This window comes from Pseudomonas sp. AB6 (genome assembly GCF_034314105.1).
Classification (GTDB): domain Bacteria; phylum Pseudomonadota; class Gammaproteobacteria; order Pseudomonadales; family Pseudomonadaceae; genus Aquipseudomonas.
On the sequence record NZ_JAVIWJ010000001.1, the window covers coordinates 170,309 to 186,218 of the forward strand.

Below are 15,910 nucleotides of genomic sequence, written 5' to 3' on the forward strand. Positions count from 1 at the left end.
GATTCAAAACATTTTCCGGCCCGGCTTTTTCAAATAAGCACGCATTGCATAAGTCCCAGTGACCAAAAGGGATACAAAGAACACGCCCATGACATATCGCGATTGAATGGGTGTTAATGTTGCGATCCTCAATAATATATTCCCGGCAATAACAGTATAAAATACAGAGCAACAGATAATCACTCCGGCCCTTCCTAAAAAAATTAAAACACGGATAAAATTATCTGCAATTCTCATAAAACCTCAAAATATAAAGTTTTTCATTGTTAATTTAAAAAATTTTCCAGAATAATATTCTTCTACTCCATGGATAAGCTACAGCTTCAGCATGAAGAATGATCATACAAAATGACAGCCAACCATCGATTTATCGATAACGTTTAAGAATAGAAATTTCCCATCGTTCAAAAACTCTTGGTGAAATATCGCGCAGAAAATGTTGTAAACCAATGCAGCGGTGGATTTTTCGACTGAAAATCCTTCGCCCGAAAGCGCAAACCTTGCCCAGAGAGAAGGTAAATAAATCATAAAGGCGAGCAGTATAAAAATATATGAGGTAACCCCATTGGGACCAAACGCTCCCCCGTTGGATTTCGGAATTATAGTATCTGGTCGCGCAAGCCAGTCTTGCAGTGGTTTCAACCAGAACAGAATAAATAAAACAGTGATCACGACATATACTATGAAATTTTTTACAGGTTTTTTTTCCCATTTGGCCAACGCTCGTCTCTGGTAGGTCTTTCGGCGGTCCGGGCTGGGGCAGGGCAAAACTACTGGCATAGGATCGCGTGAGAACCAGCTTTTTCGTTTCCATGGTACTGGGCTGGTGAAGAAGTAAGCGAACATGACGAGGAGTGATGCTCCGGCCATAATGGGGTTCTCCTTCACTCCTACAAATGGAATGTAGTTGTTCTCAAGGTAGTTCCAGTGCAAAGCGAAGCATGCGAGGATATACAAATAGTAGCCTAAGTATCTCGTGGGGGAGTAATTATCTCCTTATAATGCGCTCCTGGCCATAGAGCAGGCAGGTACAATAAAATACCTGCAATAATAAAAAGGCTGCTAAACAAATGATCATTCACTTTTAGCTTATCAAGTTTTCCCCGCTTCCCATGCGTCATATGCAGTTATCAAGGTGGTTGTTGCATCAAGCATCAAAGCCGGGACAGACGCTAGTTTGTATGCTCTTGTGAGATCTTACCTTATGTAACGAAATAGGCGCCGCGCCTCTAGTTTTAACATTAGTCGAGCGGAACCATATACTGACGTGAATATATCAACGCCTGCATAGGCCATATTGCCTTCAAACTCCCCATAGCCCAGCTTTTCCGAGATATCCTTATAAAGTATTCTGACAGGACCTTGCGTATCTGACTTGCCGTCGCGTAAATTTACACCGTTCTCGTACATATTGTTAAACCCATGGGCGACTACTATCGTGCCATATGGACAGGCCACCACAGAACCGCAGTACTTAGATCCCTCAATAACCTGAACCGTGCCAGCGGTAAATCCAATCGCATATTTAGCGACTTGCTGCGATTGTTCTACAATATCTTTTATGTTCTTTTTTAGCTCTTTTAACCCCCAGTCAGCACTCTTCCTCCCCTCCGCCACATCCCTGACAATACCCCGCGCATAATAAGCAACCTCACGGTTGAACTGTATTCTCAACATCCCGTCATGAATATGCTTGGCCGACACGGTGCACGCTTGGCTTGCCAATACACTTGCCGCAGTGGTCACTCGGAAGTAGTCATCGCTGCTAGGCTTTTGCTTGCCGTTTATTTGTTCCATGCGGAGTCATCCCAAGAGCTCCATCCGCTGGTATTGGCGAGGTGATTCGTCCAGGTGATATCGCGACAGCGGATAGCAATTTCCTCTTCAGGTTTGGCGTCATTTTCCGCGATGGAGATTCAGGCGTTACGTATTTTTTCTAAACTTCATAAGTCGAAATTACCGTTTTTCTTAAAGTGGTTAAAGGACCAGTAAAATCCAATTATATTAAGACATGAAAAAAATATAATTACGATGCAGCGCCAAAAAATAGGCTCTAGTGATATAAATTGCATAAGTAAGAAAAAGGTGACAGCCGTATAAAACCCAGCGGCAGCGGGGATCAACAATAACATTTGAAAAAAAGCAAAAACCTTTTGGTTAAATGCAGCTTTTTTTTTTATTGCGACACTCTACACTCAAATGTGGTTTTAGACTGTTAGGGCTGGCGACCTAAATGGCATCGCAAAACGAAAATATTTTCTGGGTAATTGGCGCCGACAGCCTACTGTCTACTGTTAAGAAGGTCCGATCGGTCATTGGTCGTTCAATTGGTACAATTGTCGAATTGTCATGCTATCGCTAAGTATTTCTAAAGCCAATGAGGGCTTATTCATTAGTCTATATGCCCTGAAGAGATCCGTAGGCATTGTACGAAATAGTTTCCATGTCTCGGGTTTCTGCACCTTTCGAATTAAACCCCATCCAGACAAGCTTAAATCGATGATGGCGTAGGCTTTATCTCCTGTGGCGTCTGTGCCAATCATGTTTTTTGCGATGTACCTATATACTTTTCTTACGGGGCCCTGCATGTTCGAATCTCCGGTCCATAAATTTACGCTGTTCTCTATAATGTTGTTGGTTCCGTGGGCTATGATTGTTGCACCAATGGGGCAAGTAATAACGCCAGTGCAGATTGCGGCTCCCCCCACCATCTGAGATACCCCCGCGACTACGCCAACGCTCTTTTGTCCGATTTCTACCGATTTTATTGCAAGTGCTTTTAATTCTACTGTTAACTCCTTCAACCCCCTCTCAGGGCTCTTCTTCCCCTCCGCCACATCCCTGACAATCCCCCGCGCGTAGTAAGCAACTTTACGATTAAACTGAAGCCGCAGCATCCCATCCTGAATATGCTTGGCCGACACGGTGCACGCTTGGCTCGCCAATACACTTGCCGCGTTGGTCACTCGGAAGTAGTCATCGCTGCTAGGCTTTTGCTTGCCGTTTATTTGTTCCATGCGGAGTCATCCCAAGAGCTCCATCCGCTGGTATTGGCGAGGTGATGCGTCCAGGTGATATCGCGATAGCGGATAGCAATGTGTTCCTGGGGTTCGGCGTCATTTTCCGAAACAGCATGGGGCATTTCCATTTGCTGGTCGGCAATCAGGCAGTCTTTCAGCTTGATCGTGAAGAATTTTTCTTGAGTTCCGAACTTCGAGACTCGGTAGAAGGTAATCTCGCAGTTGACCACTTCACGGTTGGACAGCGCTTGTGCCAGTAACGGGGTGGCCTTATCGATGTTTTTAGTGATGAGTGCGGGTTGATGTGTGGCGTGGTTCGAGTTCTCAGCGTTGAACATTCGATGATCGAATGAGAGCACCATTATTTCATCCGTGTGTGCAGTCTGGCACTTGTTGCCAATTGATTCGTGGCTTGAGCAACCGGCTGAAATGAGCCCTTGCTGTTTACCGGTCATGGTCATGTATCCGTGATAAGCCATAGAGAGAATCTCCTGTGAAAAATTCGGGCTATTGTATGGCGAAAATTTTTAGTGGATGCGTAGGACCTTTCCGTAAATTCGCAGCATTCCCGCTAACCGACATGTCTGCCCTTGATTGATTGATACAAAATGAAACGGAGAGGTGGCCGCCCCTTATGAGTGGACATGTCAGCCCATTTCATCGCGTGAATGTGATCGACTTATTTTTTCATCGACAAATATGTTTCCACGGGTCTGATGCTTGCTGGTATTTATAAGTCGATTGTCGGAGTGAAGGACTCTCTGGTGCTTCCTTCGTGATATATCTGGCTGAGACTGCGGTAGCTAATGCCAAAGTGTTCTATGATTTTTTCACCGTTTCCCGAGAACTCAGGTCGGCTTTCCATGTTATGCGAAGTGATGACGGCTCCCTCTAGAGTGAAGGTGAAGAATTTTTGTTGAGTGCCCGACGGCGACTCGCGGTAGAGGGTGATTTCGCATTCAATTATTTCTTCTTCTGCGAACGCTTGAGTCAGAAGGGGTGTGGATCGATCATCATCCTTGCTGAAAAAGAATGGATATTCGGATAGACCGTCTGAAGTCTCTTTTCTACTAAATTGGTGATTGAACGACAGCATCCTAATTTTATCAATGTGCTCAGGTTCACGTTTATCTTCTTTGGTTACCAAGATCGAGCCGCCAGAGATGAGCCCCAGTTTTCGCCCCATGATGGATATGTAAGAGTAAGGTGTCATTGGTTGAGCATCCTTTTTAACTTCCAATAATTATATTCATGTGTTTTACGAGAGGTAGGTCGAGCAATCGATGATTGCGCCTTAATTCAATAGCCGTGTTGCACTCAGCTTCTGCAAACGCCCCCTTTGAATTGCGGGACATTGTATTTCGAGGGTTTCTGCGAAGTATGTAGGACGTTTCCGAGATTTCGCTCAAGCGTAAAAAACGAGTGTCAAACAACGAATAACTTAGGGAGTCGCTAATATTAATTGTAGGAGCGCCCATCCCGCGATGGGCCCGGCGTCGCGCTCGACCGAGCGGTCCTGATAGTTTGACCCCGGTTCTAACGGGAAGAATCGAGTCGCGGTTTTTACAACTGCTTCGCAGCCGATGCTAGCAAGCCCACTCCTACAGTTTAAATTTATATATTCAATGAATTATGTATTTTTGATAAGGGTTGACGAAGGCTGAGATAGGCCCAGAGAACTTTCTCCAAAAAGTAGGCGCCTACAGATTCGGAGCCAAGTGTCGCGCCCTAAAACAGCGCCCAACCTTGTTTTCTCTCCCGTTCTCCAACAGGATGCTCGATCAGCCTCCGAATCCTGACCCAGAGAACAACATGCCGACGCCCCACGAAATCAACGAGCTGCTGATCGATGCCGAGGCTGACGATCAGCAGGTCCAGCAACCGCACCCGGCATTAAAGCGCCCTTGGTTGCTGTTGCTCGGTTTGGTGTTGGTGGCGCTGAACCTGCGCCCGGCGTTGTCGAGTATGTCGCCGTTGCTGAGTGAGGTGTCCAATAGCCTTGGGTTGTCGGCGGCCAAGGCCGGTTTGCTGACGACCTTGCCGGTGTTGTGCCTCGGGCTGTTTGCGCCGCTGGCACCGGTGTTGGCACGGCGTTTTGGCAGTGAGCGGGTGGTGTTGGGAATTCTGCTGACGTTGGCGGGCGGGATTATCTTGCGCAGTTCGCTGGGTGAGTTCGGACTATTCGCCGGCAGCCTTTTAGCGGGCGCAAGTATCGGCATCATCGGCGTTTTGCTGCCGGGCATCGTCAAGCGTGACTTCGCTAAGCAGGCAGGCGCCATGACCGGTGTTTACACCATGGCGCTGAGCTTGGGTGCCGCTATTGCAGCCGGTGCGACAGTGCCGCTGAGTCATTATTTCGGCGGCAGTTGGTTCCTGGGCTTGGGCTTTTGGATGGTTCCAGCGCTGCTGGCGATGCTGTTCTGGCTGCCTCAGGCGCGTCACGGTCATGGCGCGCATTATGTGGCTTATCGAGTTCGTGGGTTGCTGCGCGATCCCCTGGCGTGGCAGGTCACTCTTTATATGGGCCTGCAATCGTCGCTGGCGTACATCGTGTTTGGCTGGTTGCCCTCGATCCTGATCAGTCGCGGGTTGTCGCCCACCGAGGCGGGGTTAGTGATGTCAGGTTCGATCATTGTGCAACTGGTCAGCGCGCTCACCGCGCCGTGGCTGGCAACGCGCGGTAAGGATCAGCGTTTGGGTATCTTGATCGTGATGCTGTTGACCGTCGGGGGATTATTCGGTTGCCTGCTCGCGCCGTTAAATGGCTTGTGGGGCTGGGCGGTCGTGTTGGGATTGGGGCAGGGCGGTACCTTCAGTCTGGCGTTAACGCTGATCGTGTTGCGCTCGCGGGACGCACACATTGCGGCCAACCTGTCGAGCATGGCCCAAGGCTTTGGCTACACGCTGGCCTCGCTGGGTCCTTTGGCTGTGGGCATCGTCCACGATCAAACCGGAGGCTGGAAGGCGGTGGGATGGATCTTTGCCGTTATCGGTTTGGCTGCCGTAATTTTTGGCTGGGGCGCGGGAAGGGCTGAATATGTACAGGTCAGCGCCGAAAAAGTCTGACAGGCGGTATTTATGAGGCGAATGCTGATAGTCAATTTACGCATTGCCGATTAATGTGCGGGGATCTTTCCGTTCGTCATGGAACCGACAAAAATGAGCGACGCTAACAGCGCAGTAATCATTGAGTTTTACCAAGCTTTTAACCGGCTCGATGCTGAGGCCATGAGCGCCTGTTACACCGAGGATGTCCTGTTTAGCGATCCTGTATTTGGTGAGTTGCGGGGCCGGCAAGTCGGTGACATGTGGCGGATGCTGACCTCCCGCGCCAAAGACTTTTCACTTACGTTCGACCATGTTCGCGCCAATGAGCTTACCGGCGGCGCGCACTGGGTTGCGACCTACCTGTTTAGCCAGACCGGTAATACGGTGGTCAACGATATTCAGGCCAGTTTCATCTTTCGCGATGGCAAGATCTGCGAACATCACGATCAGTTTGATCTGTGGCGCTGGTCGCGTCAGGCGTTAGGCACCAAGGGGCTGCTGCTGGGCTGGACGCCGCTGGTGAAAAACGCAATTCGGGCACAGGCCCAGAAGGGCTTGAAAGCATTTCAAGCCGGAGACTGAACGTGCGCGCCGAGATAATATTTATGTAGGCATTTTTTTATGCTCGGCTAGATAACGTCAATGCCTTATTCCCGCGATAAGGCAATTGCACAATGTCATCTATACCCCAATCTCCACCAATCGTATCTTTGCTTCCTACTTCGCTGCTTGAGCAGATGAGGGACCGATTCAAGCGCGATCCTGTACTTGATGTTATTCAGAAAAACCTGTCACCCGCCTTCATCCAATCCTCGCTGCAAGATCGCCAAGACTACTGCGCAGCGTTGTTGGCCAGTCGACGGGCCAAGGAGGCACTGAAACTATTGTTCAAGCCGCTTAAAGGGCTCAGTGAGTTTTCTGAACCCTTATTGTGTCAGGCCCTGGACGCTAAGTTTGGTGCGGGTCTTGATGCCAGAACAGACCGGCTGTTTTATGTCGTTCAGGAAAGAGCGACCCTGGCGGGTACCCAACTAACGCTGTTGGAGTCGGCGCTGCATAACTTTGAGCGCAAAGAAGCGGCGGCGGGGTTTCTCCGACCCAATGCAGCAATTCTCGACAGCACCGGAAATGTTCACCCGAAAAAAATCAAACCCCAAGCGTTTATAGACCTTTGCCGCCAATTGAACTTAGGGCGCAAGTACCAGGACCACCTGGAGAGTGTGCTCGAGCCGGACTCTGCCCCTGGCGATGCTCACGACGCCGGCCGCTTCAATGCACGAGGAACCTTCAAGGCCAATGACAAGGCCGACATGGAAGTTTATGCCCGCGAAGCCGCCATGAAAAAAACCATCAGTCAGGACGCGTGCTCGGCGATGGTCGCGTTGGCCCGTCGCAGGCCTGAGCCTCGCTTCAACGGTAAACCTCTGTTGTTGCAATGTCTGACACTGTTTGGCGTCGAGATCCCCCGAGTGTTGTTGATCAGTCCGCAACGTACATGGAGCACAACGCAAGTTCCTACGCTTTTGTACATCCCGCAAGACCCCGTTAGTCCGTTCACTGAATATGCATCGCTAAAAGACCTAGAAGATGGGCTTCGCTCGCGATTAATGGACAAGTCCTATCAATCGTTCTTCGCCCAGCTTATCGGTGAGCGGCAAAGAGCTGCATTTTTTACCCGGCTAAACAAGCATCTTTTCCCGTTGGTTCCCAAAGATGGAAGCATATTCACCTCGGGCCTTTGGCACCGTGTTGCCGACCACGAGGCAAATCTGGTGGTCGACACTGATGTTCTTAGCGAGGATCCGTTTAGCCGAATGTACCGCCAACATTTGTTTCTTCTGAAGGACAACGCTCGATTCCTGGCAGTGCCCACTGAGGAAGAAGACGCGAAAAGCCGTCAGGAGCGGCTGCAACTTTGGTTGAGCGCAGGTATGAACATTCTCAACCTCGCTTCGTTCGTTATCCCACCCTTGGGTGCGGTCATGATGATTTATGCGACGGTGGAGTTGATCGGGGAGGTCTATCACGGTCTTCAGGATTTGAGCCACGACGACATGAAAGAAGGGCTTCTTCACTTAATGAGCGCCGCTGAACAGATTGCGTTTATGGCGCTATTAGCTGCGGGCCACCAATTGCCTGAACCGCCGCCGATCACCAGCAATAATTTTGTCGGGCGCGTCATCCCTATCAAGTTGAACAACGGACAAACACGGCTTTGGAAACCTGACTTAACCCCGTTTGAACTTCCAAGCGCGCTTCCCGAAGGCGCGAGCCCCGATATCAACGGCGTTATTGAGCACAGCGGTAAAAAGTACCTGAACCTTTCGGATAAGTACTATGAGATCCAGCATCATGCACCGTTGAATAAATGGGTCATCAAACATCCGAACAACAACCATATGTTCTCCCCGGCGCTTGAACACAACGGTGTCGGAGCATTCCGGCATGAGGGCGAAATGCCCCAAGAGTGGGCGAAAAACAAGTTGTTCAAACGGCTTGGTCATTCAGTATCGGGTTTGAGTGAAACCGCTGCTGAAAAAATTCTGGCCATCGCTGATATTGACGAATCGATATTGCGCCAAGTGCATGTAGACAGCGTGCCGCCTCCGGGGCAATTGAGCGATACGATCAAGCGTTTTCAGCTGGACTCAATGCTAGGAACTTCTATTCGCGAGCCCGGTAGCACTCGTGCCGAACACTTCGAACGGTTGTACAACACAAGCGAAATGACGACGGATCCGCTTGTGACGTTGATCCAGAGAGACTTCCCTACCACTCCAATCGCAGTGGCGGAGGATCTATTGGTCACCCTCACGGCGGTCGAAAAACAACACATGCTGGAAACCGGCCGCATCCCTTTACGCGTTGGCGAAGCAGCGGTCTGGCAGCAGAGGGAAACGCGACTTAACCGCGCCCTTGAAGGATTCTTTTTGCACTCGGTGAACAATGCCGACACTGAAACCTTGAGCTTGCGCCTACTTGAAAAATTACCGGGTTGGTCTGATCAGGTACGTATAGAGGTCCGCGAAGGCTCCTACTATGGCGGGTTGCTGGATTCCGTTGGCGAGCCCCGAGCCTCGGTCTACAAGATTCTGGTCAAATCGGAGGGTCGCTACCAAGCATTTGACGACGAAGGTAATGCCCTCAACGGCGTTCACTTCGAAGGCAATAACCTCTGTGATTCAATCTTGCATGCATTGCCCGATGGCCCTCGGCGGGCTATTGGTTTTCCCCATCCCTCACAAGGCTCGGCGCTAAACCAGGCACTTGCGGATCTGGCTATTGCCGATCGAGCACAGGCGTCACGCCTGCTGCGGCAACAAAACATACGCCTGAAATTTAATTCACCAACGCACATCAAACAAGCTCGCTTAGGCTACCCCCTGAGTGGCAGGGGCGTGCTGCCGGGATATATTCTTGAAGATCATTTGCTCGACAAAATTGGCCTGCTTGAATGGAATGACGTTTCTGCGTCGAACGTTTTGGGCGTCATGCGCGATGCCGGAATGACCAATGCCGATATCAACGCCCGGCTGGACGTATTGCTGGAGGAGGCGCACGCCCTGCGGGTGAGCTTTGACCAATGGACGAGCGCAACAAGCGCAATCGCGGGCATGAGCGAGGCGAGAATGATTAGCCGGACCCGGATTGGCGAAGCCATCAGAGGGCATTGGCAAAGGAGCAGCTTGGCAGCGCCGAACGACGGTCTGGCTACGCTACGTCTGGACTCGATTGGTCTAGAGGACTTTCCTGAAGAGTTGCCGGCGTTCTTCTATCAAAGCGTTCAAGGCCTTGAAATGTCTGACGTGTTAGTACGGGTGGACGTTTCGAGACTTCCGTTATATGACCCTGGTCGACCCGAACTGTTCGAGAGGTTCCTGCTCCGGTTTTCCCATGTTACTTCGTTGGCAATTAGCAGCTCTCACCCGACCGGCTTTTTCATGTCAGATTTTTTTGCTCTCCCGCACATTGTTTCAACCCACTTTCCCAACTTACGTGCCCTCAGTTTGATTAATCAGGGGCTGAACATTCGTCCTGCCAACCTGCAACTCATCGCCGGTCTACAGCATCTCGAACGGCTGGATCTGAGCGGAAACAGCTTTGCCTCGTTCGATGCGCCGGCAGGGTCGGTTCAATTGAGCCTTCAGTATTTGGGTCTTAACCGTGTCGGGCTGAATCGTTGGCCCGTTTGGCTCAATGACCTATTGCCGAACCGCATCGCCGAGGTATCGATGAACGATAATCAAATTACCATGTTGCCCAACCACATCATCGGTAATGAATTGGACTTTCCTAGGCGTACCCGGATCTGGCTGCAGGGTAATCAGTTATCGCGGAGCTCGACCATAGAAGCGATTCTGGGTGAAGCCAGGGCGGGGGGGGCATTCAGTTTTAATCTAGATGTGCCCGCTGAACTCGAACCGCGCTTGATGGAGCTGTTGCAAGAGCAGGCAGCGCTGGAAACGGCCTTGCGAGATTGGGAAGCAGCGGCAAGTTTGGATGCGTCCTCCTCCGCCGAATTGGAGCAAAACAGGAGGCAGCTCAGCGACACTTTACTTTGCCATTGGGTTCAAGCGGTTGCAGGGCTCAACCCCCTCTCCCTGCTGGTTGAGTCGACCAGTTTGCAGAGTTTTCCACAACTATTGCCGGAAACGTTTTACCGCAATGTCAACGACCTGACGTTACGGCGCGTAGTGTCGGATGAGAACCAGTTGGATCAATTTTTAAGACGCTTTCAATACATGAACAGTCTGGACATCATCGAACACTCTCCTCCTTTGGTGGCGCCTCCTCCGGTATTGACGGATCTGCCCCGCCTGAGGGCGTTGGGTCTGACCGACCAAGGGATGTTGATAGACCAAGAGGTCATGGAGTTTCTAAGCGGTCGCAGTCAGCTGGCCCACCTAAACCTGAGTGGTAATAGGCTGGACCCCATTTCCATCACCCCTCTATTGTCGGACCGCTATTGGCAATCTCTGACGTTGGATAATGTCGGTCTGAACCAATGGCCTGACTGGTTGACCGAAATTGTGCCAACGGGCGTCAATTCGCTGTCGCTTTGCGAAAACCACCTGACAGAGTTACCCGAGGAAATACTTCGAAACCCGCGCTGCGATTCTGCACACACGGAAATATCGTTGAACGGTAATCCGCTGTCCCGAGACACGATGATCGCTGCCCATGTAGGGGAGCACGGTAATCACAGGTCATTCAGTTTCTATATGGATTTACCCGACGATATTCGCAATCTGCCGACCGAGCGCGCTGATTCGTCCCCTCCAGGTAGCTCAGATTCAGACTCAGACTCAGACTCAGATTCAGACTCAGACTCGGAGTTTGCGCAACACCTGCATGGGGCCGCGGGGCGTTCAACTTCTGCACCGCCTACTGTCGAACCTTGGCTAACGGGTTCTAGTTTAGAAACCGCCACTCAACGCGCCCTGTGGGTGCAGCTTGAAGCAGCGGCTGATGCGCCACGGCTTATGGCATTGATAAACCGTCTTCAAGAGTCTTCGGACTTTCTCCGAGCGCGGAGCGAATTAACGTTACGTGTTTGGAACGTGATAGAGGCTGTAGGGCATGACGCTGAGCTGCGTGCGCTGCTTAATGTTATGGCTGAAGAACCTCTCGTCAATCGAACCTGTGCCGACGGTATTCGCCTGCAATTCAACCAAATGGAAGTTCAGGTCTATACCAGAAGTTCACTGCGCGGGATACCGGAAACCGAACGGGGGCAGACACTCTACCGTCTCATGCGGCAGTTGTACCGTCTGGATGAAGTTGATCGCATCGCGCTTGCAAACAGCCGACATCGCGACGCGGCCGAAGTACGACTTGCCTACCGTGTGGGTTTGGCCGAGCGTCTCGGATTGCCGCTACCTCCGACGAGTATGCTGTATCGAAACCTTGCATCGGTGACGCCAGAGGAACTGTCGGCTGTTCAAGCCGAGGTTGTCACCCACCAAAACAGCGGCGATTTCCTGGCTTCTGCGGCGGGTCGAGACTTCTGGATCAGTTGGCTACGTGACGAGTACGCCTCGGAGTTCACGGCGCTTGAGGCGACATTTGAGCAAGAAAAGGCGCGTCTGGAGGATGAATTTGCAGAATTGAACGATGACTATCTGAGCCGCGCAGAATTGTTGCAGACGCAGCAAAAGGATAGGGAGCGCGACCTCATTCAACAACTGACCCACCGAGAAGGGCTCAAGTACGACGAATAACGTAATTCCCGGTTGCGGCCATGGCATCTGCTAGAATTGCCACCTCTCCAGTGTTGGCAGTCGTCACTCAGCAAATGCCCGCTTCCTCCGTCAGCTCAGCTACGAGCAATGTCACCCTGAAGACCAGTGCTGCAAAGCGCTGGTTTGTCTACTTGGTGCGCGCCGCTAACGGCGCGTTGTACTGCGGGATCAGTGACGATCCCCAGCGCCGCTTCACGGCTCATCAAAGCGGTAAAGGCGCACGCTTCTTCTATTCCAGCCCGGCAGTCGCGCTGGTTTACGTAGAAGCGTGTTGCGACAAGCGTGAAGCCCTGCGCCAAGAGCGTTTAATCAAACAACTGAAAAAGAGTGCCAAGGAAACACTTGTGTCGAGCTTTGGCGTCGGACTTGAGGGCGCCATTTATCCACCTTCGTGATGACTGACTATCAGGCTGACCAGATAGGCTCCCCACGCGCCGGGAGGTAAGCTTCAGGCTTTCTATCCGAACGCGGAGCCAAACATGTCAGAGCTGATTTTGCATCACTATCCAACGTCCCCTTTCTCCGAAAAAGCTCGTTTGATGTTCGGTTTCAAAGGACTGTCATGGCGTTCGGTAATGATCTCGCCGGTCATGCCCAAACCTGACCTGACCATCCTGACTGGTGGGTACCGCAAAACCCCGGTGCTGCAAGTGGGTGCAGATATCTACTGTGACACCGCCATCATTGCTCGTCGTCTGGAGCAGGAAAAAGCTTTGCCAGCGTTCTTTCCTGAAGGTCAAGAGTTTACCGTCGCAAGCTTCGCCGCCTGGGCTGATTCGGTAGTTTTTCTGCACGCCGTAAGCCTTGCTTTACAGCCTGTGTCTGCTGCACAACGGTTCGCCAAATTGCCTCCTGAAGGTGTGAAAGCTTTCATGGTTGATCGTGCTGGACTGTTCTCGGGTGGGAACGCCGTGCGAGTCACGCTGGAACAGGCCAAGCATCAATGGCCGACGCTCATGGCCCGTCTGGAAATGCAACTTGAGCGCAACGGAGACTTCCTGTTTGGTAAGCCGTCGATTGCTGATCTCGCCCTCGCTCACCCGCTATGGTTCGTCAAACAAGGTTCTGTGACTGCCCCTCTGGTTGACGACTATCCGGCCATTACCGCTTGGTACCAGCGGGTAGAGGCCCTTGGCCATGGAGCCTTCAATGCATTGAGCGCCTCCGATGCACTTGAAATTGCCCGATGTGCTGCTCCAGCGCCGTTACCCGACGAACAATTCAGCGAGCCTAATGGCTTTACACTCGGCCAGAAAGTCATCATCTGTGCCACGGATTATGGGGTCGATCCGGTCGAAGGCGAATTGGTGTTCAGCGGCAGCGAAGAGCTGATTCTACGCCGCGAGGATGAGCGCACAGGTGCGGTGCACGTGCACTTTCCACGGCTAGGGTTTCGAATCGAAGCGAGGTGACTCGATTCATTTCAGTGCCGCCAGTATCTCCTCCGGGCTGAATCCCCTGATCAGCGTGCCATTGACGTCGATCATGGGGATACCGCGTCCGCCTAGCGCCTCGTAAGCTTTGCGACCCTCGGCGGATTTCTCGATATCGAATTCGCGATAGGGAATGCCTTTGCTGTCGAGCAAGCGCCGAGTCTGTTTGCAGTAGCCGCACCAGTCGGTGGCATACAGCACGACCTTGGCGTTTGCCAATCTTTGGCTGATCGCCGCCGTGTCAGGGCTGAAAAAGTGTTCGACCTTGCCCCAGTTCTGGTAGGCCACCACCACCAACATGATCAATACGAATTTCTTCAGCGTGCGGATGAGCATTGCTAACCTTTTCTTGCTTTGGCTTCGGCGAATAACCTAGATGTCCGATCCAACCCTCAGCGGCGCTTCAACTGATCAGTGAGTTGGGTTGGCAGACCTTTGATGATAAGAGTACCGGCTTCTTCGTCGTATTGGATCTTGTCACCCAACAGATGTGCCTCAAAACTGATTGAGAGGCCCTCTGCACGGCCAGTGAAGCGACGGAACTGATTCAGGGTGCGCTTATCCGCCGGAATCTCTGCAGACAGGCCATAGTCCTTGTTGCGGATGTGATCGTAGAACGCTCGCGGACGCTCTTCATCGATCAGACCAGACAGCTCCTCCAGCCCCATGGGTTCGCCCATTTTGTTTTGGGCGCTGGCGTAATCCACCAGGGTTTTGGTTTTCTCCCGGGCGGACTCTTCGGGTAAATCTTCACTCTCCACAAAGTCGCTGAACGCCTTGAGCAAGGTGCGGGTTTCACCGGGGCCGTCGACGCCTTCCTGGCAACCGATGAAGTCGCGGAAGTATTCAGATACTTTTTTGCCGTTTTTGCCTTTGATGAACGAAATGTATTGCTTGGACTGCTTGTTGTTCTGCCACTCGGAGACGTTGATACGTGCCGCCAGGTGCAGCGTGCTCAAGTCGAGGTGACGTGAGGGCGTCACGTCCAGCTCCGCGTTCACCGCCACGCCTTCACTGTGGTGCAGCAGGGCGATGGCAAGGTAGTCGGTCATACCTTGCTGGTAGTGAGCGAACAGCACGTGGCCGCCGACCGACAGGTTGGATTCTTCCATCAGTTTTTGCAGGTGTTCAATGGCGATCCGGCTGAACGCTGTGAAGTCCTTGCCGCCCTCCAGGTATTCTTTCAGCCAGCCGCTGAAGGGGTGTGCCCCCGATTCCGCATGAAAAAAGCCCCACGCTTTGCCTTGCTTGGCGTTATAGCTCTCGTTCAGGTCGGCGAGCATGTTCTCGATGGCCTGAGACTCGCCGAGTTCTGAATCGCGGGCGTGCAACACCGCTGGCGTACCGTCGGGTTTTTTCTCGATCAGGTGGACGATGCAATGACGGATCGGCATGGGCTTCTCGGTTGGAAAATCACGGATGAAGAGCGGCGGAGGAGCCTGCGCTCAATTCAAAGTCGGCAAGTGTAACGCACCTTGGGCGGCGTAGATGTGTTCGGCACGAGGCGGGTTTTGGGCTGTTTTGAGTGTTTACAGCGTATTTTTTACCGTTTAACACTCTAAAGCTGACCAAATGGGTAGGTAGGGGCGGATATTTGATTGCCTCTGTGCTAGTTTTGCCCGGTCTTGCGCACCTTAAGGGCGCTAAGCACGCAGTTTGTACGCGTCAGGTCGAACCAAACCCGGGTTTCAGCATCTACACTTCGCGCTTGATCGTGGCTGCTCCGTGAGGGCCAGGCTTATCGCCTGGCCCCAGGCCGACGCCGCACTCTGCAATCCAAATGAATTAGATAGGGAAGGAACACCACCATGGCAATGACTAAAGACCAATTGATCGCCGATATCGCTGAAGCTATCGACGCGCCAAAAACCACCGCGCGTAATGCTCTTGAGCAATTGGGCCAGATTGTTGCTGATCAACTGGAAAACGGCGCTGAAATCACTTTGCCAGGCATTGGCAAATTGAAAGTCACTGAGCGCCCAGCTCGCACTGGCCGTAACCCTTCGACTGGCGCTGCCATCGAAATCGCTGCCAAGAAAGTCATCAAATTCGTACCGGCCAAAAGCCTCAGCGATTCGGTGAACAAGTAAGTATTTGTTTGCCCTGACGGGCAATCGGATCTTGCTGTAAAAAAGCCGTGCTCCGGATCACTCCGGGCACGGCTTTT

The 15,910-nt window shown here is 51.9% G+C and carries 13 protein-coding genes; 6 read left to right on the forward strand and 7 right to left on the reverse strand.

Features of this window, described 5'->3' with window-relative positions:
• Window positions 1–339: 339 nt before the first annotated feature.
• From RGW60_RS00900 to tssD, 5 genes are all read right to left on the reverse strand, one after another.
• Window positions 340–870: a hypothetical protein gene (locus RGW60_RS00900; protein WP_322201282.1), complete on the reverse strand. Its 531-nt coding sequence runs from the start codon at window positions 868–870 to the stop codon at window positions 340–342.
• 327 nt (window positions 871–1,197) lie between these two features.
• On the reverse strand, window positions 1,198–1,797 hold the full coding sequence (locus tag RGW60_RS00905; RefSeq protein WP_322201284.1) for a DUF4225 domain-containing protein: 600 nt from the start codon (window positions 1,795–1,797) through the stop codon (window positions 1,198–1,200).
• A 515-nt stretch (window positions 1,798–2,312) separates the two neighbouring features.
• Entirely contained in the window at window positions 2,313–3,017 is a 705-nt protein-coding gene (locus tag RGW60_RS00910) for a DUF4225 domain-containing protein (RefSeq protein WP_322201286.1), read from the reverse strand.
• Window positions 3,005–3,499, reverse strand: coding sequence for an Hcp family type VI secretion system effector (locus RGW60_RS00915; protein WP_322201288.1), 495 nt, complete (start codon window positions 3,497–3,499; stop codon window positions 3,005–3,007). The genes RGW60_RS00910 and RGW60_RS00915 overlap by 13 nt, the downstream gene beginning before the upstream one ends.
• 251 nt (window positions 3,500–3,750) lie before the next feature.
• Window positions 3,751–4,233, reverse strand: a complete 483-nt coding sequence (gene tssD / locus RGW60_RS00920; RefSeq protein ID WP_322201290.1) for a type VI secretion system tube protein TssD — start codon at window positions 4,231–4,233, stop codon at window positions 3,751–3,753.
• Window positions 4,234–4,793: 560 nt separating this feature from the next.
• On the opposite strand from tssD, the gene RGW60_RS00925 reads away from it, so the two are divergent.
• The 5 genes from RGW60_RS00925 (at window position 4,794) to RGW60_RS00945 (ending at window position 13,722) form a co-directional block, all read left to right on the forward strand.
• Window positions 4,794–6,086: a CynX/NimT family MFS transporter gene (locus tag RGW60_RS00925; RefSeq protein ID WP_322201292.1), complete on the forward strand. Its 1,293-nt coding sequence runs from the start codon at window positions 4,794–4,796 to the stop codon at window positions 6,084–6,086.
• Between the two features lie 93 nt (window positions 6,087–6,179).
• A complete protein-coding gene (locus RGW60_RS00930) occupies window positions 6,180–6,650 on the forward strand; it encodes a nuclear transport factor 2 family protein (protein ID WP_322201294.1) in 471 nt (156 codons plus the stop codon).
• Between the two features lie 155 nt (window positions 6,651–6,805).
• Window positions 6,806–12,289 carry an NEL-type E3 ubiquitin ligase domain-containing protein gene (locus RGW60_RS00935; protein WP_322206817.1) on the forward strand — a complete coding sequence of 1,828 codons (5,484 nt, stop codon included), beginning with the start codon at window positions 6,806–6,808 and terminating at the stop codon, window positions 12,287–12,289.
• A 74-nt stretch (window positions 12,290–12,363) separates the two neighbouring features.
• A complete protein-coding gene (locus RGW60_RS00940; RefSeq protein ID WP_322206818.1) occupies window positions 12,364–12,705 on the forward strand; it encodes a GIY-YIG nuclease family protein in 342 nt (113 codons plus the stop codon).
• A gap of 84 nt (window positions 12,706–12,789) precedes the next feature.
• On the forward strand, window positions 12,790–13,722 hold the full coding sequence (locus RGW60_RS00945) for a glutathione S-transferase family protein (RefSeq protein ID WP_322201296.1): 933 nt from the start codon (window positions 12,790–12,792) through the stop codon (window positions 13,720–13,722).
• A gap of 6 nt (window positions 13,723–13,728) precedes the next feature.
• Here RGW60_RS00945 and RGW60_RS00950 read toward each other — a convergent pair whose 3' ends face one another.
• Window positions 13,729–14,079 (reverse strand): glutaredoxin family protein, encoded by a 351-nt coding sequence (locus RGW60_RS00950; RefSeq protein WP_322201298.1) that lies wholly within the window; start codon window positions 14,077–14,079, stop codon window positions 13,729–13,731.
• Window positions 14,080–14,135: 56 nt separating this feature from the next.
• Entirely contained in the window at window positions 14,136–15,137 is a 1,002-nt protein-coding gene (gene yejK / locus RGW60_RS00955; RefSeq protein WP_322201300.1) for a nucleoid-associated protein YejK, read from the reverse strand.
• A gap of 414 nt (window positions 15,138–15,551) precedes the next feature.
• Here yejK and RGW60_RS00960 point away from each other — a divergent pair, with 414 nt between their 5' ends.
• Window positions 15,552–15,833, forward strand: coding sequence for an HU family DNA-binding protein (locus RGW60_RS00960; protein WP_299829188.1), 282 nt, complete (start codon window positions 15,552–15,554; stop codon window positions 15,831–15,833).
• Window positions 15,834–15,910: the final 77 nt, after the last annotated feature.

Excerpts from the sequence above, each read along its gene's own strand:
- RGW60_RS00900 (WP_322201282.1), bottom strand. The coding sequence starts at position 870 with ATGGCCGGAGCATCACTCCTCGTCATGTTCGCTTACTTCTTCACCAGC.
- RGW60_RS00905 (WP_322201284.1), bottom strand. The coding sequence starts at position 1,797 with ATGGAACAAATAAACGGCAAGCAAAAGCCTAGCAGCGATGACTACTTC.
- RGW60_RS00910 (WP_322201286.1), bottom strand. The coding sequence starts at position 3,017 with ATGGAACAAATAAACGGCAAGCAAAAGCCTAGCAGCGATGACTACTTC.
- RGW60_RS00915 (WP_322201288.1), bottom strand. The coding sequence starts at position 3,499 with ATGGCTTATCACGGATACATGACCATGACCGGTAAACAGCAAGGGCTC.
- tssD (WP_322201290.1), bottom strand. The coding sequence starts at position 4,233 with ATGACACCTTACTCTTACATATCCATCATGGGGCGAAAACTGGGGCTC.
- RGW60_RS00925 (WP_322201292.1), top strand. The coding sequence starts at position 4,794 with ATGCTCGATCAGCCTCCGAATCCTGACCCAGAGAACAACATGCCGACG.
- RGW60_RS00930 (WP_322201294.1), top strand. The coding sequence starts at position 6,180 with ATGAGCGACGCTAACAGCGCAGTAATCATTGAGTTTTACCAAGCTTTT.
- RGW60_RS00935 (WP_322206817.1), top strand. The coding sequence starts at position 6,806 with ATGAGGGACCGATTCAAGCGCGATCCTGTACTTGATGTTATTCAGAAA.
- RGW60_RS00940 (WP_322206818.1), top strand. The coding sequence starts at position 12,364 with ATGCCCGCTTCCTCCGTCAGCTCAGCTACGAGCAATGTCACCCTGAAG.
- RGW60_RS00945 (WP_322201296.1), top strand. The coding sequence starts at position 12,790 with ATGTCAGAGCTGATTTTGCATCACTATCCAACGTCCCCTTTCTCCGAA.
- RGW60_RS00950 (WP_322201298.1), bottom strand. The coding sequence starts at position 14,079 with ATGCTCATCCGCACGCTGAAGAAATTCGTATTGATCATGTTGGTGGTG.
- yejK (WP_322201300.1), bottom strand. The coding sequence starts at position 15,137 with ATGCCGATCCGTCATTGCATCGTCCACCTGATCGAGAAAAAACCCGAC.
- RGW60_RS00960 (WP_299829188.1), top strand. The coding sequence starts at position 15,552 with ATGGCAATGACTAAAGACCAATTGATCGCCGATATCGCTGAAGCTATC.